The sequence below is a fragment of the Planococcus sp. BI3 genome (genome assembly GCF_056680115.1).
Window position 1 is genome coordinate 2,333,989 of record NZ_CM155266.1, and the last position, 21,549, is coordinate 2,355,537.

At 44.5% G+C, this 21,549-nt stretch carries 20 protein-coding genes and 1 riboswitch; of the genes, 5 read left to right on the forward strand and 15 right to left on the reverse strand.

Annotated elements, in window-relative coordinates:
* Window positions 1–2: 2 nt before the first annotated feature.
* The 4 genes from glgA to glgB are packed head-to-tail and all read right to left on the reverse strand — an operon-like array spanning window position 3 to window position 5,453.
* On the reverse strand, window positions 3–1,430 hold the full coding sequence (gene glgA / locus AC1MEO_RS11645; RefSeq protein ID WP_480330581.1) for a glycogen synthase GlgA: 1,428 nt from the start codon (window positions 1,428–1,430) through the stop codon (window positions 3–5).
* Window positions 1,427–2,449 carry a GlgC family sugar phosphate nucleotidyltransferase gene (locus AC1MEO_RS11650; RefSeq protein ID WP_480330583.1) on the reverse strand — a complete coding sequence of 341 codons (1,023 nt, stop codon included), beginning with the start codon at window positions 2,447–2,449 and terminating at the stop codon, window positions 1,427–1,429. Before AC1MEO_RS11650 ends, glgA begins: the two co-directional genes overlap by 4 nt.
* The gene (locus tag AC1MEO_RS11655) at window positions 2,446–3,594 is read right to left on the reverse strand and encodes a glucose-1-phosphate adenylyltransferase (protein WP_480330585.1); all 1,149 of its coding nucleotides are present in this window, start codon (window positions 3,592–3,594) and stop codon (window positions 2,446–2,448) included. Before AC1MEO_RS11655 ends, AC1MEO_RS11650 begins: the two co-directional genes overlap by 4 nt.
* On the reverse strand, window positions 3,594–5,453 hold the full coding sequence (gene glgB, locus AC1MEO_RS11660; RefSeq protein ID WP_480330587.1) for a 1,4-alpha-glucan branching protein GlgB: 1,860 nt from the start codon (window positions 5,451–5,453) through the stop codon (window positions 3,594–3,596). Before glgB ends, AC1MEO_RS11655 begins: the two co-directional genes overlap by 1 nt.
* A gap of 231 nt (window positions 5,454–5,684) precedes the next feature.
* On the opposite strand from glgB, the gene AC1MEO_RS11665 reads away from it, so the two are divergent.
* Complete coding sequence (locus AC1MEO_RS11665) at window positions 5,685–6,263, forward strand: SCO family protein (protein WP_480330589.1); 579 nt, start codon at window positions 5,685–5,687, stop codon at window positions 6,261–6,263.
* Between the two features lie 3 nt (window positions 6,264–6,266).
* A complete protein-coding gene (locus AC1MEO_RS11670) occupies window positions 6,267–6,596 on the forward strand; it encodes a hypothetical protein (protein WP_480330592.1) in 330 nt (109 codons plus the stop codon).
* A gap of 50 nt (window positions 6,597–6,646) precedes the next feature.
* On the opposite strand, the gene AC1MEO_RS11675 is transcribed toward AC1MEO_RS11670, so the two are convergent.
* On the reverse strand, window positions 6,647–7,687 hold the full coding sequence (locus AC1MEO_RS11675; protein ID WP_480330594.1) for a lactonase family protein: 1,041 nt from the start codon (window positions 7,685–7,687) through the stop codon (window positions 6,647–6,649).
* 155 nt (window positions 7,688–7,842) lie between these two features.
* Here AC1MEO_RS11675 and AC1MEO_RS11680 point away from each other — a divergent pair, with 155 nt between their 5' ends.
* Window positions 7,843–8,403 carry a shikimate kinase gene (locus AC1MEO_RS11680; RefSeq protein ID WP_480330596.1) on the forward strand — a complete coding sequence of 187 codons (561 nt, stop codon included), beginning with the start codon at window positions 7,843–7,845 and terminating at the stop codon, window positions 8,401–8,403.
* 191 nt (window positions 8,404–8,594) lie between these two features.
* Here AC1MEO_RS11680 and AC1MEO_RS11685 read toward each other — a convergent pair whose 3' ends face one another.
* On the reverse strand, window positions 8,595–10,004 hold the full coding sequence (locus AC1MEO_RS11685; RefSeq protein ID WP_480330598.1) for a hypothetical protein: 1,410 nt from the start codon (window positions 10,002–10,004) through the stop codon (window positions 8,595–8,597).
* Window positions 10,005–10,305: 301 nt separating this feature from the next.
* Between AC1MEO_RS11685 and AC1MEO_RS11690 the strand changes: the two genes are divergently transcribed.
* A complete protein-coding gene (locus tag AC1MEO_RS11690; RefSeq protein WP_480330600.1) occupies window positions 10,306–11,214 on the forward strand; it encodes a proline dehydrogenase family protein in 909 nt (302 codons plus the stop codon).
* Window positions 11,215–11,627: 413 nt separating this feature from the next.
* On the opposite strand, the gene AC1MEO_RS11695 is transcribed toward AC1MEO_RS11690, so the two are convergent.
* Complete coding sequence (locus tag AC1MEO_RS11695; RefSeq protein WP_480330602.1) at window positions 11,628–12,566, reverse strand: ring-cleaving dioxygenase; 939 nt, start codon at window positions 12,564–12,566, stop codon at window positions 11,628–11,630.
* A gap of 112 nt (window positions 12,567–12,678) precedes the next feature.
* Window positions 12,679–13,416, reverse strand: coding sequence for a hypothetical protein (locus tag AC1MEO_RS11700; protein ID WP_480330604.1), 738 nt, complete (start codon window positions 13,414–13,416; stop codon window positions 12,679–12,681).
* A 336-nt stretch (window positions 13,417–13,752) separates the two neighbouring features.
* Here AC1MEO_RS11700 and AC1MEO_RS11705 point away from each other — a divergent pair, with 336 nt between their 5' ends.
* Entirely contained in the window at window positions 13,753–14,709 is a 957-nt protein-coding gene (locus AC1MEO_RS11705) for an alpha/beta hydrolase (RefSeq protein WP_480330606.1), read from the forward strand.
* A gap of 45 nt (window positions 14,710–14,754) precedes the next feature.
* Here AC1MEO_RS11705 and AC1MEO_RS11710 read toward each other — a convergent pair whose 3' ends face one another.
* From AC1MEO_RS11710 to AC1MEO_RS11740, 7 genes are all read right to left on the reverse strand, one after another.
* Window positions 14,755–16,071 (reverse strand): nucleobase:cation symporter-2 family protein, encoded by a 1,317-nt coding sequence (locus AC1MEO_RS11710; RefSeq protein WP_480330608.1) that lies wholly within the window; start codon window positions 16,069–16,071, stop codon window positions 14,755–14,757.
* Window positions 16,068–16,655 carry a xanthine phosphoribosyltransferase gene (locus tag AC1MEO_RS11715; RefSeq protein WP_480330610.1) on the reverse strand — a complete coding sequence of 196 codons (588 nt, stop codon included), beginning with the start codon at window positions 16,653–16,655 and terminating at the stop codon, window positions 16,068–16,070. Before AC1MEO_RS11715 ends, AC1MEO_RS11710 begins: the two co-directional genes overlap by 4 nt.
* Window positions 16,656–16,801: 146 nt before the next feature.
* Window positions 16,802–16,903: riboswitch (purine riboswitch) on the reverse strand.
* 60 nt (window positions 16,904–16,963) lie between these two features.
* On the reverse strand, window positions 16,964–17,389 hold the full coding sequence (locus tag AC1MEO_RS11720) for an acyl-CoA thioesterase (RefSeq protein WP_480330612.1): 426 nt from the start codon (window positions 17,387–17,389) through the stop codon (window positions 16,964–16,966).
* Window positions 17,390–17,500: 111 nt separating this feature from the next.
* Window positions 17,501–18,115 (reverse strand): PH domain-containing protein, encoded by a 615-nt coding sequence (locus AC1MEO_RS11725; RefSeq protein WP_480330614.1) that lies wholly within the window; start codon window positions 18,113–18,115, stop codon window positions 17,501–17,503.
* 205 nt (window positions 18,116–18,320) lie between these two features.
* Entirely contained in the window at window positions 18,321–19,622 is a 1,302-nt protein-coding gene (locus AC1MEO_RS11730) for a DUF4139 domain-containing protein (protein ID WP_480330616.1), read from the reverse strand.
* A gap of 101 nt (window positions 19,623–19,723) precedes the next feature.
* Entirely contained in the window at window positions 19,724–19,945 is a 222-nt protein-coding gene (locus AC1MEO_RS11735; RefSeq protein ID WP_480330618.1) for a hypothetical protein, read from the reverse strand.
* 27 nt (window positions 19,946–19,972) lie between these two features.
* Entirely contained in the window at window positions 19,973–21,472 is a 1,500-nt protein-coding gene (locus AC1MEO_RS11740; protein WP_480330620.1) for a carboxylesterase/lipase family protein, read from the reverse strand.
* Between the last annotated feature and the right edge of the window lie 77 nt (window positions 21,473–21,549).

Below are 21,549 nucleotides of genomic sequence, written 5' to 3' on the forward strand. Positions count from 1 at the left end.
CTTTAGATTATCCTTTCATAGATTTTAGCGTATTCTGCCGCAGAGCGCGACCAGGAATAATCACCTTCCATGCCATTTTTCTTAATGGCTTCCCAATGCTCTGGCTGCTGGTAAAAATCCAGACAGCGGTTGAGGGCAAGGTCGAAAGATCGGTCCTGTGAAAAGTCGCTCAAAAAGCCATTGCCGGTCTTCAGATTTTCATCGTATTCCACTACTGTGTCTTTCAATCCCCCTGTTTTATTGGCCACAGGAACCGTTCCGTAGCGCATCGAGATCAACTGGCTCAATCCGCATGGTTCAAAATGGGAAGGCATCAGGAAGATATCTGCCCCCGCATACAGCAAGTGGGCGAATTCTTCATCAAAACCGACGTGGATGTAGACTTTGTCCGGAAAATCATCTGCCAGCTCCCGGAAAAACTTTTCATACTGCTCTTCTCCGGAACCCAGCAACACAAATTGAATATCTTCTTCTGCCAATAAAACTGGAAGAACCTGCTGCAGCACATCAATTCCTTTTTGTCCTGACAGCCTGGAAATCATCGTCAGTAATGGGACATCTCCGCGCTCTGAAAGTCCTGCTCTTGACTGGATTGCCCGCTTGTTCACTTGTTTTCCTTCCATGCTCATAGCATCAAATTCCCGTTCTATCGTCAAATCAGTTGCTGGATTATAGACTTCTGTATCGATGCCATTCAAAATGCCGATCAGGTCCTGCTCCCTTTTCTGCAGAAAACCATTTAACTTCTCTCCATAAAAATCCGTCAAAATTTCATTCCGATACGTAGGGCTGACCGTAGTTACTTTGTCTACGTAGGAAATACCGGTCTTTAACGAGTTGAAGTTGCCATTCCACTCCACAACGCCCTCGTCATAATACCGTTCGTCCATTTCAAAGTTTTCCAAGAATTTCTCTTTAGAAAACTTCCCTTGGAATTGCAGATTATGAATTGTCAAAACAGTCTTAATCGCTTTAATGGACGCATAGCGCTGATCTTCCTTCAACAGAAACGGTACCATAGCCGTATGCCAGTCATGGACATGGATCAAATCCGGTTGCTGTTCCTGCCGCTGAACAATTTCAAGCACTGCCCGGTTAAAAAAGGCATAGCGCTCTGAATCATCCTGCTGGCCATAAATTTGTTCTCTTTTAAAATAGCTGTCGTTTTCCACAAACAGGAACTTCACCCCTGCATGGTCATACTCAAAAACCCCAAAAGTCTTTTGTTGGCCTTTGAAGTCTAACTCCAGAGACTCTTTCAAGACAAACTCAGATGCATATTCTTCTGAAATCAAACTGTATTTGGGAACGATGACATTGATTTCATGGCCTAATCTGCTGAGTTCTTTCGGTAATGCACCCATTACATCTGCCAGTCCGCCGGCTTTAGCAAAAGGCGCACATTCTGCTGCCGCCATAATGATTTTCATCGTAAATCCTCCTTAGTGACCTTTTCTCCTTTGCGTAAAACAATCGGTTGTTCGGCTGTTCCGTGCAAAACTACTCCTTCACCGATATAGACGTCTTTATCCGCAATAACATAAGACAAGTCACAATTTTCTTCAATTATACATTTTTGCATGATGATGCATTTCTCTAAACGGCTATTTTTCTTGATATATACTGCCCGGCTGATGATACTGTCAATCACTTCTCCCATAATGGTGCTGCCGTTCGCGACAAGCGCTCTTGCAACATGGGAACCTTTGACGTAGCGAGTCGGAGGCTCATCTTTCACTTTCGTGTAAATCGGACGCGCAGGAAGGAACAGCTGCTTTCTGTTTTCTTCATCCAATAGAGCCAATGAAGCTTGGAGATAGCTTTGGACAGAATCGATGATTGCAAAATACCCTTCATATTCGTACTCATTGAATGTGTAAGGAATCTTTTTTAAGTTGACTACATCTTCGACGCTCACCACTTTTTTTTCACGGTAAGTCTGCATCAGTTCAATCAGCAGATCTTTGGATAAAATATAGGTTTTTAAAGAAACCCCTCCACTTACCGCTTCAGTTATATCTGCACCTGAGCGGATATGTTGCTCCAGCATATCTTTAAAATCAAATTGGCTCACTACGAAGCTGTTGATGACAACAGCATAGGTCTGGGTACTCTTTGTAAAAAACTGCATATGCTCTTCCAACGCAGCAAATGCACCAACACTCGAGATTCCTCCATCACGCTGGGTAACCGGAAGGAAGAAAAGCCCGTTTTTCCTTCTATCCAAATCCCAATTCTTGCCCACCCCAATATGATCCAGCAATGAAGCAAAAGGATAGGTAGGAAATACCCCAACCGTATTTACGCCGGAATTCACAAGATTCGATAAAGGAAAATCGATCAAGCGGTAGCGCCCGGCAAAAGGGACAGAAGAAACGGTCCGTTGCATCGTCAGATCCTGCAGCCCTTCTTTTTTAACAGACGCGTCTACTACAGCCATTAAATTCATTTTCCGCCACTCTCCTTCCATTCATCCAGTTGCTCTTGCGTCAATAACACTACTTCATCTTGCTGCCCAGGAATTTCAAACCCTTCCGGCACCTCCAACTTCGGCGGCACAACCGTCCGATGAAGCTTGGCTCCTTTGTGGATCGTCGCTCCGCTCATGACCACACTTTCAGACACCGAAGCCCCTTCTTCAATTGTTACGTTCTGGAAGATGACTGACTTGAATACCTTGCCAGAGATTACACACCCCTCATTTATCATAGAGGATTGAACATCGCCTGTTTCGTTAATGACCTGCGGAGGCAGCTGTGGATTTGAAGAGAAAATACGCCATTCTGGATCGTGCAGGTTCAAGCCAGAATTCAAATCAAGCAGGTCCATATTGGCTTCCCACAGGCTTTCAACGGTTCCAACATCCTTCCAATATCCTTTAAACGGATAGGCGACCATTTTTTCGCCATTCTTCAGCATTGCCGGCAAGATGTCTTTCCCAAAGTCATGGGAAGATGCTTCATTTACATTATCTGTTTCCAAATACTCTTTTAATTTTTCCCATTTAAAGACATATACACCCATAGAAGCCAAATTACTCTTTGGCTTTTCCGGTTTTTCGTCAAATTCCATAACGTCCATCTTGTCATTGACGTTGATGACTCCAAATCGGCTGGCTTCTTCCCAAGGGACTTCCAGCACGGAAATCGTCACATCCGCCTCATGCTCTTTATGGTAGTCAATCAATAATTCATAATCCATTTTGTAGATATGGTCGCCCGAAAGGATCAGGACATATTCCGGCTCACACGACTGGAGAAAACTGATGTTCTGATAAATTGCACTGGCTGTTCCTGCATACCATTTTATGCCATCGATTTCTGCATAAGGGGGAAGCATGGTAACCCCGCCGCTATGGCGATCCAAATCCCATGGGGTTCCCAGTCCGATATATGAATGCAGCACATGCGGCTGATATTGCGTCAAAACTCCGACCGTTTCAATACCTGAATTGGTGCAATTGGACAATGGAAAATCGATGATCCGGTATTTCCCGCCAAACGGAAGCGCTGGTTTGGCTATCGTATACGTCAGTGACTTCAACCGGCTTCCCTGTCCGCCAGCCAGCAACATTGCAACTACTTTATCGTTCATCATGCTTCACTCCCATCCTGTTTTTGTTTCCAAACATTCATCGTAAAAGCAGGTAAATCCATAACTACGGAATAGGGCAGGTCATCATACGGGTCATCCTCTGCTCCAATGACAGCTCCGCAGTTTTCATGTCCTGTGGTAAAAACTTTTTCATACACCGTGCTTTTTGGTACACCCAACTTAAAGTTCTCGTAATCATGGCTGGAAAAGTTGCAGATGACAATACACTCATCCTGCGGCAGATACCCTCTCCGAATAAAGGCAGCCACACTTTGCTCGTGATTATCTGCATCAATCCAGGAAAAGCCGTCCGGGTGATCATCCAGTTCAAAGAGGGATTTTTCAGTTTTATAAAAAGCCAGCAACTCTTTCGTGAAATCAGCCATCCCTTTATGTTCTTTGGTTTCTAATGAAGGCCAATCCAACTCAGGTTTAAATTCCCATTCTTCGAAATGGCCAAATTCCTGGCCCATGAACAGTAATTTTTTCCCTGGATGGGCAATCCAGAAGCCAAGTAATAGCCGCAATTGAAGAAAGCGTTCATCCAGTGTTCCAGGAAGTTTATTCAATAGGGATCCGCTCCCATTCACCACTTCGTCATGGGAAAGAGCAAGAAGATAGCGTTCTTCATACTGGTAGACGAGAGAGAAATTCATCTTTTGATGAGCCTCAGAGCGTAATGATGGCTGGATCTCCATGTAATCCAGCGTGTCACGCATCCAGCCGAAGTTCCATTTATAGTCAAACCCGACTCCCCCTTCGGAAACATCATGCGTGACTTTCGGAAAATGCCAGGCATCTTCCGCAATAAACAGCGCTTCCGGATAAAATTCCTTTAAACTGGTTGTCAGCTTCCGCAGAAACTCAACGCCTTCCTGATTATGGGGGCGTTCTTCCCTGTTTGGAATAAACAGTAGACAGACCAATGCGTCCATTCGGAAACCATCGAATTTAAATTCATTCATCCAATAATGGGCACTGGATATCAGAAAGCTGGCGACTTCCCCTTTTTGGATATCAAAATTCAACGTACCCCAGTCTGGATTGGCGCGCCGTTCCTCACGTTCCTCCTCGTATAAGGGGCTGCCATTAAACAAAGCCAGCGCATGTTCATCAACACAGAAATGGCCAGGAACCCAATCCAGGATCAATCCAACTTTATTTTCAGCACATTTAGCGATGAAATACTTCAAATCATCAGCTGTTCCATAGCGGCTGGTTGGCGCAAAATAACCAGTTGTCTGGTAACCCCAGGATTCATCCAGCGGATGTTCTGTAATGGGCAGGATTTCTATATGGGTAAAGCCCATATCCAAAATATATGGAATCAGTTGCGAGGCCAATTCACGGTAGTTCAAAAAACCACCTTGCGCATTGCGCTTCCATGTTCCGATATGTAATTCATAAATCGCCATGGGTTTTTCACGGTGGTCGTTATTCTGAACTTTCTTTTGCTGCAAAACGGCTTTTGACCATGTGTAACTGGAATCTTCCGCTACCACCGATTTGGTATCAGGTCTCATTTCACTCGCTTTTGCGTATGGATCAGATTTCCGCAATATTTCTCCAGCGGAGTTTTCAATGACATATTCATAAGCATATCCAGTAAGTTTTTGGGGAATCTGTATTTGCCAGATTGTCGGATCAAAAGGATGCTGGTCCATCCCAAAAATTTCTTCTGCCATGCCGTCAGGATCTGTACAAGCTACCGCTACCTTGGCTGCACCCGGAACCCATATAGTGAATCGCGTTTCATCAGCAGTGACATGTGCTCCAAAATACAGATACGCATCTTTCATCAGCCCCGTATGGAAAGCATTCAGCTTTTCCTGAGTAAGAAGGCTTTGCAGATTGTTCATCTTCACACCTCCAAAATTTTAACAGTCCCGTGTCTCCTTTAATTCTACATAAGCGATGTAAATTCCTTGTTAAGAAAGGTAATTGTCCAAAGATTTAGTTAAATTGAAAAAATTTCAACTTTACTGTTCGAAATGTCTACACATTTCTTTTTCCTTATACCCTTGTTTAGAGCAAGAATATCCACTAGGCTTAAGAAGATATCCGTTTTATTGAAAGAGAGGCTGAAATTTTTGCGAAAATATAGAGGATTGCTGCTGGCTGTTTTCTTCAGCATTTTTTTAGCTGCTTGCAACCAGGGCATTGAAGACCCACTCGAATGGGAAATAGAAGATTTCACGTTCACCAACCAGGACAATACAGATTTTGGCTTAGCCGATCTGGAAGGCGAAGTATGGCTTGCTGATTTTGTTTTCACTAACTGTACGACCGTCTGCCTGCCGATGATGGCGAATATGACAGATTTGCAGGCACAATTAAAAGAGGATGGCCTGGATGTCCAGATTGTTTCCTTCAGTGTGGATCCTGCATTTGATAAGCCCGAAATCCTGAAATCCTATGCAGAAAATTACGGAGCGGATTTATCCAGCTGGAATCTTTTGACGGGTTATACGCCACAGGAAATAGATGAATTTGCTATGGATAATTTCCGGACTTTGGCCAGAAAACCTGAAAACGATGATCAAGTCATTCATGGAACGTCCTTTTATTTAGTTAACCAGGAAGGCGTCATCATGAAAGCGTATGACGGATTAAATCCACCGGTTGAAGAGATTCTGGCGGATGCGGAAATCCTATTGACGGAGGAATAAAACATGAAGAAAAAAAGAATCTGGACAGTTGCGCTGCTGCTTGCCGCCGCCCTTTTGCTGCTGCTTTTCTTTGTGCCGAGGGAAAATATGCCGGCGCCGGAAAGCCGGGTGATCCTGGAGCATTCATTCAGGACCTACATCGCACCTTCCTGTTTTGAACAGGCGGACGCCACAAATTTTTTGGAAGAAGCAACGCTGGAGCAGGCACAGGAGCTCAACTATCCTCCTCATTCTTCCTGTACCGAAAAAGCCTTCGAAGGAAATCAGGACAGCGGTTTTATCCGCCTGCTGAAAGAATTGGGCATTATGGAAAAAGAATCTCAGGATTGGTAATAAAAAACAGACAGAGAAATTTTTCTCTGCCTGTTTTTTTATGACTGTCTTTACTTAATCACTTTGACACAAACCGGCGCAGTCGTCTGGACGATATTCTCGACTGTGCAGGGAGTGCCCGAATGGCCCATTTTCAAAGCAGCGAGCGTATGGGAATTTTCATTCGCCACAATCATCCATTCACCCCCAGGAATTAGTGCGAAATGCCTCGGCCCTTCTCCTCCTGAGCCCGCTAATCCCAGAATTTCCAAAGTTCCGTTTTCCTGTACGGCAAACGAAGCAATGCTGTCATGTCCACGATTTGAGGCATAGACAAAATGCCCATCGCTTGAAACAATAATCTCTGCACTGGTATTTTCTCCCTCGTAGCTGTCTGGTACTAATGGCAGCAGCTGCAGAAATTCCAACTGGCCTGACTGACTGATTTTATAAACCATCAGTGTGGAATTAATTTCATTTAATGAATAGACCAATGGCTTCGTAGGATGGAAGCTTAGATGGCGAGGACCTGCTCCCGCTTCTGTTTGGACCGAATATTGAAGTGTTAATTTCCCGGTATTGGAATTCAGTTTATAGGTGGTGATGGTGTCACTTCCCAAATCCGAAACCAAAAATAAATTCTTCCCTGGAACCTGTATGACCGAATGCGGATGAGCGGCGTCCTGCCGCTCTTTATTCGGTCCGGACCCGTGATGCTTGACAGAATCCGTCAATTCTCCAATTGCACCATCTGCACGGAGGGGGTGGACGTTTACTGTAGCGCCGGAATATGTAACAGACAGGAGCCATTGTCCGGTTTCATCAATGGTGACATGGGCTGGATAATCACCATTTGAAGATTGGCGATTGATCTCCATTATTTTTTTCGCGGCTGGATGGACCCAATAGCTGACCAGTTCGCCGTCCCCCACTTCACTGGTGGCGACAAAGCTGGTGCCGTTCGGGTGGACCGCAAGAAAGGAAGGGCGCTCAATGCCCCCTGTCCCCGCCAACTCGGTCAGTTCTCCCGTCGTGTCTTCAAATCTCCAAAGTTTAATGCCTGGTTCTTGTTCTGATGAATACGACCCTGTCAGCAAATAGCTGGTTGCCATCAAATTCCCCCTCGACTAGAATAATATGAAATAAAATCAGCATCTTCTGTTATTCTGCTTGGCAATTTTATAATTTCCGTGAATAAAAAGAACAGATGAGGTAAAGTAGGCTATGAAACCTGACCCATTCCATTAAAAGAGAAAGAAGGTTGTCCATGAGAAATTTCGGCTTATCCATCCGTGAAAAAAGCATTGTCTGCATCGGCTTTATGGGAGTTGGCAAAACAACCGTCGGAAAGTTGCTGGCCCACAGGCTTTATCGCAACTTTATTGACATCGATGTGGAGATTGAGAAGGAATTTGCCATGCCAATCCCCCAAATATTTGAAGTTTATGGTGAGCAGGCGTTCCGTGCCAAAGAGAAAGAGCTGATTGTAAAATACAGCCAACAGCCTTTGAATATCATTTCCGTTGGCGGCGGTGCCTTTTTGCAAAAAGAAATACAGGACATTTGTATGGCCAATTGCATCGTCCTGTTTCTTGATATTTCATGGGAATCGTGGAAAGACCGAGTCCATATTCTCGTTGACAGCCGGCCTTTGTTAAAAGGGCGTTCTCTTGAAGATATGAAAACGCTGTTTTTGGAGCGGCAAGCCATCTATTCATTGAATCATTCCAAATTCCAGGTGGATAATTTCAAAGCGGAAGAAGCGGCTGATTATTTAGCGGACGCGTTGAAATTATCCTGGGAGATCCATGCCCCTCAGCCAAAGTGAAAATCGAACCCGCCATCCATGCATGGTGGGGGTTTTTCGTTGGGTAAGCCCCCCTTATCTCCTTCCTTGTTTTAATATTCAGTTAGTAGAAATTATACGCCATCAATTGAGAGCTTTCAATTCAGACTGATGGACCCAACAGAAAAAGCATGAGCGCATTGGAAAAGCGCTCATGCTTTTTGAAGCTTCCATCATAAATGAATAACAGTCTGAATGAATAGTTGGACCATAATATAAAAGGCGACAGCGAACTTTAAATTGAATTGAAGGCCGTTCCGGATGCCACTCAATCCATTGACACTGCTCAGGATAATCACCGGCATCACAAAAGGAGACAAGATGATGGAGATGACACTTCCTGAGGTTACGGCTAATACCACTAATTCTGGAGGATACGGAAAAGAGATCGCCTCCAAGACTCCTGTCACCAATACGATGACCGGCAACGGACCCAAACCGATAAAGCCCAGTAAAATGACTATGAACGGAACCAGGAATAGAATATTCAGGACTGGAATGATGCCGGTCAAAAAGTTCATGCCGCTGATTACATAATCGCCGACATCCGACTGGTTCAACGCATAGATCAGTACTCCGGCCGCCAGCAAAATACTAAACTGCTGTGCCTGCTTGGCAATTCCCGTTGAAAAGTAATAACGGGTTTCAACCACAAAGCTGGCTGGTCTTCTTTTGATCAAAAAGTAAAGCAAGGTCCATACAAGGATGACCAGCGGAATGGTCAGCAAAAATTCCAATCCGGTTAGTTCATGAACGAGAAAAATACTCCCAAACAAAGAAATGAACAGGAAGACAAATTCTGCCACATCCTTGTTCCACTTTCCCTGATTCCGCGAATTCTTCATCGCTTTATCTATTTCTTGCCGCAACACAGCGGAAAAATCCACTCCGTATTTCCGCTCCTGATAATAGGAGAAAATGACCGATAAAATTGTTCCCGCTAAAGCAAAGGCGAACCCCAGTGCCATCGACTTCCAAAGAGTCGCATCCAATGCCTCTACCGCAAAGATGAAACTCGGAATGCTGATGACCCATAAAGTAGAAAGCCCAAAGCCGCGCAGAATGGCTGTTCCTTTAAAATTTTCCCACGCTTCATCTTTATAGTCTTTTAAGAAAGTATCGATAAAGCGATACATCATCGGCACTACGCCAAACAACAGAAAATGGGAGATGACTTGTGTCATCGCCATCAGGCCAAAGTAAAACTTCTGGCTCCTATTGAGGAAATTATGGGCGTAACTCATAATCTCTTCAATATAAGGCTCTTCTTTCAACACCCAGCTGATCATGGGCACAATCAACAGCAACCCGATCAGATTCCTCATTTGCTGCAATCCTTGGACCACGTCTGCGACGAACGAATTACTCGTAAAAAACAATACCACTAAAGCCGTAATAACGAGAAATAATTGCAATTGAATTTTCTTGAATGGCAGCAAAAGAAAAGCTGATGCTAAAATTAGAACACCTAGAACAGAGAGCATCCCGGTTAAAGCGGCATGTTCATAAAAGTAAGTGATAAAATGCACAAAAGCATAGGCTGAAACTGAAAAAATAAATCCTTTAGCAGCTTTCCGGTTCATTCTTACCCCCCTCTGATTAACTTAAATTTCTTTTTCCATTCTACACTTTTTTGCATCGTTATATTTAAATCCCACGGTTTCCCAATCGAATTCGAGATTTACTGGCAAAAAGCCGTCGTATCCTTATCTTGTTTCTCAAGATTTTTTGTTTTCAGTTAATATGTGATATGCTCTGAGATAACAATGGATTATACAGCATCTTCCTCCGGAAAATAAACTGTATTTCATTGAGCAAGGTATTCCCTGTTTTATAAGTTCGGCTTATCGATGACATGTTCTAACAGTATGGGAGGAATTAACCGTGGGTGTTACAAAAAGTTTTTTCATTGCGCTATCCAAAAATCAATCATTAAACAGTGCCGCTAAAAAGTGGGGCTTAAAATTAGGTGCCGGAAAAATGGTGGCTGGTACTGATATCCAAAGCATGATGAGGTCCGTAAAGGAACTGAATGCCAACGGAATCAGTGCAACAATCGACAGCCTCGGTGAATTTGTCCACACCAAAGAAGAAGCGACAAAAGCCAAAGAGGCTATATTGAACACATTGGAAGCCATTCAGACCCATGGCGTGAATGCGCACATGTCCGTTAAATTGACGCAAATCGGCCTCGATGTCGACCCTGCCTTCTGTCTGAAGAACACCCAGGAAATTGTGGCAGCCGCTGCCAACTATGACATTTTCATTAATTTAGATATGGAAGATTACGATCACCTGCAGCAAACACTCGATATTCTCGAAGCCCTGCTCAAGGAATACGATAATGTCGGCACCGTTATCCAAGCCTATTTATACCGCTCTGAAAAAGATGTGGAAAACCTAAAGAATGTCCGTCTCCGCCTTGTAAAAGGTGCATATAAAGAAAGTGCAGAAGTTTCCCTTCAGGAAAAAGAAGCCATCGATAAAAATTACCTTAAGCTGATCAAAATCCATCTTCAGTCTCCTGGATACACGTCAATTGCGACGCACGACCATCACATTATCGAACAGGTAAAAGCATTTGTAAAAGAAAAAAATATTCCCCTGGATCGTTTTGAATTCCAGATGCTTTACGGCTTCCGTACAGAAATGCAAAAAGACCTGGCAAAAGAAGGCTTTGCCTTCACGACTTATGTCCCTTTTGGCCAGGACTGGTATGCTTACTATATGAGAAGACTGGCTGAAAGACCTCAAAACATCAGTTTGGCATTGAGAAGTGTCATATCTAAATAAAGAGAAAAAGCACTTCCGATTTTTTTCGGAAGTGCTTTTTTTATGTTTATTGACTTCGTAGGCGCTTCGAGTCATAAGTCGACCCAGCTGTGTGGCTGAAAACATGCCACTCTGCTGGTCTGTCTTATGCCTGCAGAGCTACACGGGCGCTTCCGCTTTTCTTTATGTCCAGCTCCAGCGCCCAGCTCTTTGGGTCATAAGCCAACCCAGCTATGTGGCTGAAAAGACGCCACTTCGCTGGTCTGTCTTATGCCCGGCAGAGCTACACGGGCGCTTCCGCTTTTCTTTATGTCCAGCTCCAGCAGCCAGCCGCTCGAGTCGCTTCAGCCTTACCAGCAATGGCAAAGAACGCCATTACCGGTAAGGCTTCCAGCGCTTGTCGCGGCTAAACGGCTGCTTCCGCTTTTCGTTCTTCAATCCAAATTCCTTACTTGGATCGGCGGCAGGTCGCGTTGGAGATTTTTTCTGTGTCTTTCGTGTTGCGCTGGCAGCATTAATGCTTCTCCCAGAGCTTCCGGAGATTCATCAATCGCAAATCCTGGTGGATCGGTAGCGATTTCAAAAAGGATGTCTCCGTATTCCCGGAAATAGATGGCATTGAAGTAATTGCGGTCCTGAACTGGTGTTACACCAAGTCCGTAAGTTTCCACTTGCTGTTTCCAGTCCAATTGATCGGCATCATCCTGGGCGCGCCAGGCAATATGATGGACAGTTCCAACACCCATCTGTCCTGTACCGACTCGGGACAGTTTCACATCAATGATGTTGCCCAGGTCCCCAGCTGCGCGGAAACGCATAAGGTCCTCTTCTTCGCCAATTTTTTCTAAGCCCATGACCGTCTCCAGCAATTCAGCCGTTTTCTCTGCATTGGCTGTGTATAAAGTGGCGCCGCCAAACCCTTTAACGGCTACTTCTTCCGTCACTTCACCAATTGCCCATGTATTTGGTTCACCTTGCTGTCTTTCCACCAGTTCCAAATGCAAACCGTGGGGATCATCAAATGTTAAGTATTGTTCTTCAAAACGGGTTGTTTTTGAAAAAGGCACCTTGAATTTTTCAAATCTCTTTTCCCAGAACGCTAAAGCGCCACTCGGAACTGCAAAACTTGTGACGCCTACCTGTCCGTCCCCGATCTTACCTTTGTAGGCATCTCCCCATGGAAAGAAGGTAATAATGGTTCCCGGTTTTGCGGTTTCATCACCAAAATATAAGTGATAAGTTCCTGGATCATCAAAGTTCACCGTTTTTTTTACTAGGCGTAAACCCAATACACCTGCATAAAAATCTACATTCTCCTGTGGGTCTCCTACAATTGCAGTAATGTGGTGGATTCCCATCGACTTCTTCGTCATTGCGCAGCACTCCTTTGTCATTAAAACTATATGGTTATCTTACCATTGTATTATCTTGAATTAAAAGTATTGATTCTAATTCCTCATTGGAGCCCTATTCAGACTGAAAACGTCATTCAGGTCTGTTATCTTTATGGTTTTTCAATTGTTCTTTCCGTTGTTCTTTAATTTCGTCCAAACTTTCTTTATTGTCCTGTTTGTCCTTTTCAATTCTCTCTTTTTTCTGCTGTTCCTCTGTTTTAGAGATGTTTGAATTTTCCTGTTCTTCCTCCACTTGATCTTTCTGCTGCTCTTTGAAGTCTTCCATTTTTTCCATGTCCTCTTGGTACTGTTCTTCCACTTCTGAAGTGGAAGGCAGGAAGGGTTCCTCATTATGGTCCGTTCTTCGGCCGTAACGAAGCATTTCATAGATAATTAAGCCGTTATTCGGCATTCCATTCGCTGTTTTCATTGGCACAATATCAAATACTACATAATAAAATGCATAAAAGACAAAGCGATCCCAAAAAGTCGCGTATTCCTCTATTACACCATTTGCCAATAAGGCGTTTACGATAAGCGCCACAACCATATTCACCAAAATCGGTCCTGCATACAGAGATACGTAGGCAAACTTCCCTTTCCTTTTCAATGAATCGTATGAAAACCAGCTATACAAATGATAGTATCTACGTATATCGAACATTCCTATTCTGACAATCCTCGGTCCTGAACCTATCGTCATCCGAGGATTTTTAACTCCCAGTATCAAACTCATCACTAAATAACCCGATTCTCTCAAAAAGACGACTACCGGTAAAATAATAAATGCAGAAATTATCAATGCGATTAAATCGGCTAACCCAAACATTTGCTCACTCCTTTCGAAAGCTTAAAAAAGCTTTACCTCTTAAGCTACCCCCTTTCTATTGCATTTCTGCTTATAGATTGTTACAAATATATTTCATTTTGATAAACGTAATTCGTTGGTCGCTGTCTTTATTCGTGTTAGCATAACTATGATACAAAAAAATTGAATTAATTGGCTTAAGAGTTAAAAACTGCAGATGCGTTCCAGGCTTTAAATAAGTTGAACGACACCTGATTTGCTCGCTCTTCAGTTCTTTTTATATTATGGGAGGAAGCTCTACTTTAAAGGAGGGATACTGTGGAAACTCGAACTGCACGCTGGATTCAAAAAAGATGGATGATTCCTTTTTCACTAATTGCCCTCTTATTTGTTATAACCGTTTTCGAGGAAATTAACTCTTCTCCCGATGCTTCAGCATCTATACAAATCTCGGGTTCTGCTGCTTTTAGCCCTCCGCCTGATATCAATGAAATCAATGAGCGGGTCAAGATCATAAAAAATATAACCTACAGTGATCAAAAAAATAGCTTTTTGGATATTTATCATCCTAAAGATGCAACCACTCTGATGCCGGTCATTTTGTGGATTCATGGAGGCGGCTATGTTGGGGGATCCAAAGACAGCCGCCAGGATTATGCCATGGCTTTGGCGGCGGCTGGCTATGTGGTGGCAAATATTGATTACGCCTTGGCTCCAGAAAGTCTCTATCCAGGCCCGGTGCTGCAGGCTAACCAGGCGCTTGCATATATGCAGCTTCACGCTGCTGAATATGGCGGTGACATGGAAAGGGTCTTCATAGGAGGAGATTCTGCGGGTGCACAGATTGCCAGCCAGGTTGCTGCTCTTGTTTCAAATGTGAAACTGGCCGAAACCATGGCGATTCAGCCTGCCATCGCCAATAGCCAGCTTCAAGGAGCCTTGTTATTGTGTGGGTTGTATAACTTGGATACAGTCCGAGCCACTGCTTTTCCGAATATCGACCTTTTTCTTACAGCCTACACAGGTGTTGAGCCGTTCGAATCGTTTCCAAAACTTGATGAGCTTTCCACCGTCCAGCATATCAACCCTGACTTCCCGCCCGTTTTCATAACAGTCGGCGACGCGGACCCGTTCGTTTCCCAATCTGTTGAACTGGTTGATATTCTAAAAACCAATGAAGTACAAGTCAGTTCCGTCTTTTTCCAAGGCACCCAGAAAAATCTGAAGCATGAATACCAATACGATTTGAGTTCGTCGGACGCCCGGGATACGCTTGAAAAAACCTTGCAATTCCTTTCCGTTCACAGTGAATAACATAAAACGAGCCAACCGCAGATAAGCGGCTGGCTCGTTTTTATTTTATCCTTGATTTATTGCGCTTTCCTTCACAACTGCAGTTGCGCGCTGTCTCTTTTTAGAAGGCAGCATGTTGAACAGTATATTCAAGACGATGGCTGTAACACTCCCTGCTACGATGCCATTGCTTGTCAAAATTTGTATGCTTGAAGGCAACTGAACGAATAATTCAGGAACTACCGTAACACCAAGCCCGATTCCAACAGCACAGGCAATGATCATAGAGTTTTCCTGAGAATCGGTGATGATGGTACTCAGCATTTTTATGCCCTGCGCAATGACCATGCCGAACATCGCAATCATAGCTCCCCCAAGAACTGAAGGTGGGATGATCGTTGTCACAGCAGCGATTTTCGGGACAAACCCAAGTGTAATCAGCATAATTCCTGCAATCAGGATGATTTTCCGTGATTTGACGCCGGACATCTGGATCAGCCCTACGTTTTGCGAAAATGCTGTATACGGGAAGGAGTTGAATATCCCCCCAAGTACGATGGCCAAGCCTTCCGCCCGGTACCCTTTCGCCAGATCTTTTTCCTTGAGTTTCTTTTTCGTAATATCTCCAAGTGCAAAGTATACGCCGGTCGATTCAACCAACGACACCATCGCCACTAAGATCATTGTCAGGATGGCAGGCCATTCAAAAGTCGGCGTTCCGAAGTAAAAAGGTTCGACCATATGGAAATACGAAGCATTTGCGATAGGAGAAACATCGACTTTCCCATAAAAAGCAGCAGCGACTGTTCCAACAATCAATCCCAACAGGATGGAAATGGCTCTCAGAAACCCGGTGGTAAACCGGTACATGAAGACGATGAATAAAAGAGTGCCGAAAGACAGGCCGATATTGGTAAGCGAACCGAAATCACTGGCTCCCTGCCCGCCTCCCATATTGTTGATGGCCACCGGAATAAGTGTAATACCGATAATGGTCACGACGGTCCCTGTGACGACAGGCGGGAAGAAACGGACCAGACTGCCGAAAAACCCACTGATTAAAACGACAAATACCCCGGAAACAAGAATCGCCCCGTAAATAGCGGAAATGCCGTACTGCCCACCGATGGCAATCATCGGTCCAACCGCAGTAAACGTACAACCAAGCACTACCGGGAGTCCGATGCCGAAGAAACGGTTGCTGACGATTTGAAGAATTGTCGCTACCCCGCACAATAAAATATCGATTGCAACCAGATACGTCAATTGTTCCGGCGTCAGCCCAAGTGCTTCTCCGACGATCAGCGGTACCAATACTGCCCCTGCGTACATGGCCAATACATGCTGAAACCCTAAAGCCGTTTCACCCAGTGTTTTTTTCATTGATTTTTCGCCTCCTCAAAAAATGTCACTTGCCCATTTTCCAAAGACGAAATATTGGCTAATGTTTCAATACGAATGCCACGCTCGCGGAGTAAACTGCCGCCCGGCTGGAACCCTTTCTCGATGACGATTCCGATGCCGGCCAATTTGGCGCCCGCTTGTTCCACAATATCCAATAACCCTAATGCCGCCTGTCCGTTTGCCAGAAAATCATCCATGACCAGCACGACGTCATCTTCTCCGAGAAAATCTTTTGACACGGAAATTTCATTGGTTTCATTCTTGGTGTACGAATGGACGCTTGCCGTGTATAAATGATCGACCAATGTCAGTGACTTGCGCTTTCTGGCAAATACCGCAGGTACACCCAGAACTAAGCCTGTCATCATTGCCGGTGCGATCCCCGAAGATTCTAAGGTTAAAATTTTTGTGATACCGTCTTCCTTAAAGCGTGAAGCAAACTCATCTCCAATCGCCTGCATTAGCGGTGGATCAATCTGATGGTTTAAAAAAGAATCTACTTTTAATACCGATTCCGACAAAACTTTGCCGTCCGATAAAATCTTATCCTGCAATTTTTTCATGCTGTCAGCTCCTCTTCTGTCACGGCTGAAGGCATGAAAAAAAGCCCTCAGAACGTGCATCCATTCATACCATGAGTGGAGCAATGTCCTTCGAGCTTGAATTCGAAAGGAAACAAAAAGAATATACGCCCCAAAAGGCGCAATTCGACTGTTTCGTTGCTTCTCATAGTCAGTTTGTTTACGGCAAACCGGTAGAAACTTGCGGGCCATATTCCCGCTATTATATGAGTGAATCGTATTTGAATGGTCTTATTATAGCACGCTGTTCCTGCTTTTCAAGAGAGCCTTCAGCAAAAAAAATATTCCATTTATTCAGATTTCATCCGGGATTCCGCTTCGTGTTCTTCCCATAAATGCTTGGCGAGCTCTATACGAATGCCTTCCGGAATTTTTTCCGATTTTTTCTTATCCAAGTTATAGTTCACATACACCGCTGTATTGCGAGCACAAATATTATTATCCTGATAAAGTTCTTCATACAGTTCTAGGCTGCTGCTGCCGATCCTCTTCACCCAAACTTTCACTTCCACATCCTGTCCAAAATAGATTTGCCCAGTGAATTCCAGGGTGGTTTTGACGATGACCATTTTCCATTTCGCAAAATCATGGTCAGGTGTAAACAAGGAAAATAAGGGATTTCTGGCTGCTTCAAACCATACCGGCAATGTCGTATTGTTGATGTGCCCAACTGCATCTGTCTCTGAAACCCTCGGCGTCAATATCGTTTTATACATACGCTTCCTCCTTCTTTTTTATCGGCACTCTTTTCAGTCTGTGATTATTGCATGATCCGACAAAAATTCACAAAAAAAGATGGCACCGATCCGGCATCCATCTTTTCATTCTTAATTGTTGATGTACTTTTCAAATACATCCCCAAAGTCTTTAACATGGTATTGGTTGCGGACAGAAGTCATCCATGTAAACCCAAAATCCGTCAGCTTCGAGTACTGCTCATCCAATTTCACATCACCCGCTCTTGAATTCTGCAGTACGGCCACTGCCTTCTCCAGGCTGTCGTTGGCCATATTGATGATAATTGAATTTTCATGGGTATTTTCAGCGATTCTCAACAGCGATTTATAAAGATCTGTTAAACGATGCACCTGCTGTTTTTGGACATCAATTTTAAAAGGAATAGACCCTACAGTAAAAGCGAGTTCTACGTCCAAATCAATCTTACCGGCCGTTTCAAGAACCACACTTGAGATGTTGTACTGGGAATACGGATAACGTCTCAATGTCCGTTTAGAAGACATCGCGCTTTCACCATCAACATGGATGATGGCCAGGTTAGTGAAGCAATATTCGTCCGCTTTCGTTTTGATCAGAAAATAGATTTTTTCTCCATCTTCATTCATGACATAATCATCAGAATCCGTTTTGTCGAAGTCCTGAGGATCAATTATTTTTCCGATATCCGATAAACCGAGCGCTTCAGAAGCCATTTTTTTAAACATGTCAGCAATTCCCCTTTATCCATAAAGTGGTGATTCTATTAACTTTATTCTAACAAAGAATCGAAAAAACAGCACCAGCAACAGGAAATTCATTCGACAGACTTCCAGAAAGAGGCGGTCGTCGTACTCGGGGAACAGCTCAACCAACATCTACGCCTTCTCGACTAAAAGCAAAAAAAGAACGAGATAAGGACCTCGTTCCAATTCATTTGATGCGCTCATCGGCGGTCCGATCCACTTTATAAGTGAATTCCAGCTCTACAAGTTTCCCTGCAGGTATGTGGACACGAAACTCCAGTGCGTCTGACTTCTTTAATTCGTAGTCATGGGTGGATGATTCCATCTGCCAGATCCGTTCGGAAATTTGATGGTTGACTTCGATCCGTACATATTCCGATTTTTGGTTCTGCAGCTTATAAACATACGTCACGTAATCAAAATTCCCGCGTCTGTCCCGCTTTTTCTCCCAGCTTTTGCTGACAATCTCAAAAGCTTCTCCGATAAGCAAAGATACTTTTTGTTGGGCTGCAGTCTGGCTGATGGCATTCTCTCCGATAAACTCCATTTCACCGTCGCGGTCCTGCTCGTATACTTTAAGAATTCCTTTAGGCAAGGAAATCCCGAGTTTATTGGCATTGGTGTTATCAAATTCCATGATAACCTTCGCCTGTTTGCTTCCGGCTTCCACCTTATACAGCTTCCGAAAAGCTGCATCCTGTATTTTCAGGAAACTGATTTGCTTTTTCTGTCCATGTAAAATGGAAACGGGACGATCAACGCTGTGCGTATGGTAATCAGCAAAGCTATGTTCTTCGGAAAAAGAACTCGAATCCTCTGCTTTGGCAAACAGCCTGGCCTCTGCATTCAAAGGATGGATGTTTCTGTATCGATTGACCTTTCCAGCAGCCAGCTTGAGCCGGCTATTGTAAAAATCCATGCCGCTATTATTGGAAAGTTGGATCCATCCCGTAAGAGTCAGCCGGGAATCACAGATTTCCGCAACATAATTCGCCTGCCATTCCACCCCCTGCGCCAAGTAGGAAACTTTTGCTTCGGCATCCCTTTCAATGGGCGCTATTTCCCAGACCAAGGCGGGTTCCGTCAATAGCCCTGCAGGCAAAGCAGGAAGGATCAGCTGTCCAATTGGATCGATAACTATTTCTTCCGTATCAATGCGTTGGCCGATAATACTTCCCGAAACGCTAAGCAAACGGATTTCCATTTCTTCATCCAGCTCTGCATTTCTCACAGTTATCACTTCATCAAGGTACTTTTCCAAGAGTTTTTCTTTGCTGATCAAGTCGCCATCATAGCTTTGCTCCAGCACATGGAGGCCGCGAATCAAGACGGAATCCGCTTCGATTCCTGAAGCGACATCCATAAATTGGACTTCACTTATCTCTTTGTTCCCTGGAATTATCCGCGTCTCTTTGACCAAGCCAAATCCATCGTTGTAGACGGTTAAACTTAAAGATGTCCGCTGTTGGCGTGTGGAATGGAATTTCATCCGGATCTCTCCTTTCAATAACTTGTGGTGGCTGGATACTTCTTATAAAAAATCGTTTTTTTATAGACGATCGACAGGCGAATTCCATAGCCCAGCTTGCATTAACGTCCAAAAAATTGTTTCAGGTAAACAATGGTCTCCAGTCGGCATTCTTCTGTTAAAGGAGATCTTTTGGGATGGATCAAATCGCCATACAAGAGCTCTCCCAGAAATCGCAGCTCTTCTTGATATCCTTGTTCGTTTTGATGATCATAAACTTCAACTTTTATGTAAATCGCCGTTTCCTGTTCAATAAAATCCGTGACCGTAATTCGGCAGTCCATATTTGTTCCTCCCGTCGGTTTCTGCTGTCAGCGGGATTTTTCTAAATGCGCCATGAGATCTTCCCACTTTTTCCGCTCTCCACTATTCGGATCGTGGACGAGTACGTTCTCACGATTAAAAATCATGACGGGCCGGTGTTTGAGATTATACGCCCGCCACTCAGGCAGCTGAGGCGTATTCGGATTGCCGCTTCTGGCAAACCGGATCCAGGAACGGTGCATTTCTTCCGCCAATTTCTTTCGTTCCTTTGAAGCGCCCGTTAACCGTTCGGCTCCTGCTTTTGAGATTGTATTCCAGACAAACGGCAGCTCCAAGCTATGGCAGGCCTTCAGCTCTCCATCAAAGACAGGCGTCTCCCAATCAAACCGGTACATCCACACTGGCGCACCCTGCTCGACCTGCAATTCTGCAAGTTTTAATGCCGGAAATGTAAACAGGCTCATGGTCATCAACTTATCGTAGATGTTCTGATTCAGCTCTTCCCCGTTAATCAGGTATTGTGAAATCCCCTGCCAATTAAGGCCGAATGCATGTTCAAAAATCGAAGAAATCTCTTCTGTATCTCCATTCTTCCACCGGGGATCAAAAAAGCTGAAAAGCCGGTATTCATCTTTATTGGTACCGATCAGCACCGGAATCCCTTTTGCTGCCCCTTCTGCTAGTGCCTGCTCTGGATGAACAGGAAGCAAGTCGCCTTCGACCACGGGAACCAGACTCATCGCCGGCAATAAAGAAGCTGTATCCACCAGCTGCTGAGCTGGAATCTGCCTGATTTTATCCACTTCGCCATGTCCGATTTTCAACGCAGCCAAAAGACGGCTGCTGACTTTTTCTGCAATGGATGAACTGAGGACGTTTGCTGCCGCGCCGCTTTGCATGATCGCCTGGTGAAACAAGCCTTTCGCTTTCGGCACCGCCATAAGAACACCGATGCTCATGGCCCCTGCAGATTCACCGAAAACCGTTACACGCTCCGGATCGCCGCCAAATTTCCCGATATTGTCCTGAACCCATTGAAGCGCAGCAATCTGGTCCAGAATGCCGCAATTGCAGGATCCTGAAAAATCATCCCCGCCAATGTCTCCGAGATGCAAAAAGCCGAGAGCCCCTAGGCGGTAATTGAATGTGACAACGACAACATCGCCTTCAGCTGCAAAAGAATGGCCATCGTATAGTTGTCCCGATCCTGAACCCACAGTAAAAGCGCCACCATGAATCCATACCATGACCGGGCGGCGCCTATTATCTGCAGACGGCGTCCAGACATTCAAGTAAAGGCAATCCTCACTGGTATTGTCTTCCTGATTGGCTAAAAAATCGATAATGCCATTACCGGCCTGTATAGCTGATGGCGCGAATAGGAGAGCATCCCGCACTTCCGTCCATGGCTCTGGCGGCTGCGGTGCACGAAAACGCCGATCGCCAATAGGCGGCTTTGCATAAGGAATGCCTTTCCAGACAGTAGCATTGCCCTGTTGCTGGCCCCGCAGCTTTCCATAAATACTGTCAACAATGGTTGCTGTCATTATCTTCTCCCCTTACTGATGATGCTTCGCTCCCTATATTCTATCATTCATCTACAGGAATAACCCTATTTTATCTG

What these genes read in the sequence shown, in the direction of transcription:
- AC1MEO_RS11710 (WP_480330608.1), bottom strand. Translation starts at nt 16,071, where the DNA reads ATGAAAAAAACACTGGGTGAAACGGCTTTAGGGTTTCAGCATGTATTG.
- AC1MEO_RS11705 (WP_480330606.1), top strand. Translation starts at nt 13,753, where the DNA reads ATGATTCCTTTTTCACTAATTGCCCTCTTATTTGTTATAACCGTTTTC.
- AC1MEO_RS11700 (WP_480330604.1), bottom strand. Translation starts at nt 13,416, where the DNA reads ATGTTTGGGTTAGCCGATTTAATCGCATTGATAATTTCTGCATTTATT.
- AC1MEO_RS11735 (WP_480330618.1), bottom strand. Translation starts at nt 19,945, where the DNA reads ATGGACTGCCGAATTACGGTCACGGATTTTATTGAACAGGAAACGGCG.
- glgB (WP_480330587.1), bottom strand. Translation starts at nt 5,453, where the DNA reads ATGAACAATCTGCAAAGCCTTCTTACTCAGGAAAAGCTGAATGCTTTC.
- AC1MEO_RS11670 (WP_480330592.1), top strand. Translation starts at nt 6,267, where the DNA reads ATGAAGAAAAAAAGAATCTGGACAGTTGCGCTGCTGCTTGCCGCCGCC.
- AC1MEO_RS11725 (WP_480330614.1), bottom strand. Translation starts at nt 18,115, where the DNA reads ATGTTTAAAAAAATGGCTTCTGAAGCGCTCGGTTTATCGGATATCGGA.
- AC1MEO_RS11680 (WP_480330596.1), top strand. Translation starts at nt 7,843, where the DNA reads ATGAGAAATTTCGGCTTATCCATCCGTGAAAAAAGCATTGTCTGCATC.
- AC1MEO_RS11655 (WP_480330585.1), bottom strand. Translation starts at nt 3,594, where the DNA reads ATGAACGATAAAGTAGTTGCAATGTTGCTGGCTGGCGGACAGGGAAGC.
- AC1MEO_RS11695 (WP_480330602.1), bottom strand. Translation starts at nt 12,566, where the DNA reads ATGACGAAGAAGTCGATGGGAATCCACCACATTACTGCAATTGTAGGA.
- AC1MEO_RS11675 (WP_480330594.1), bottom strand. Translation starts at nt 7,687, where the DNA reads ATGGCAACCAGCTATTTGCTGACAGGGTCGTATTCATCAGAACAAGAA.
- AC1MEO_RS11720 (WP_480330612.1), bottom strand. Translation starts at nt 17,389, where the DNA reads ATGTATAAAACGATATTGACGCCGAGGGTTTCAGAGACAGATGCAGTT.
- AC1MEO_RS11715 (WP_480330610.1), bottom strand. Translation starts at nt 16,655, where the DNA reads ATGAAAAAATTGCAGGATAAGATTTTATCGGACGGCAAAGTTTTGTCG.
- AC1MEO_RS11650 (WP_480330583.1), bottom strand. Translation starts at nt 2,449, where the DNA reads ATGAATTTAATGGCTGTAGTAGACGCGTCTGTTAAAAAAGAAGGGCTG.
- AC1MEO_RS11740 (WP_480330620.1), bottom strand. Translation starts at nt 21,472, where the DNA reads ATGACAGCAACCATTGTTGACAGTATTTATGGAAAGCTGCGGGGCCAG.
- AC1MEO_RS11730 (WP_480330616.1), bottom strand. Translation starts at nt 19,622, where the DNA reads ATGAAATTCCATTCCACACGCCAACAGCGGACATCTTTAAGTTTAACC.
- AC1MEO_RS11685 (WP_480330598.1), bottom strand. Translation starts at nt 10,004, where the DNA reads ATGAACCGGAAAGCTGCTAAAGGATTTATTTTTTCAGTTTCAGCCTAT.
- glgA (WP_480330581.1), bottom strand. Translation starts at nt 1,430, where the DNA reads ATGAAAATCATTATGGCGGCAGCAGAATGTGCGCCTTTTGCTAAAGCC.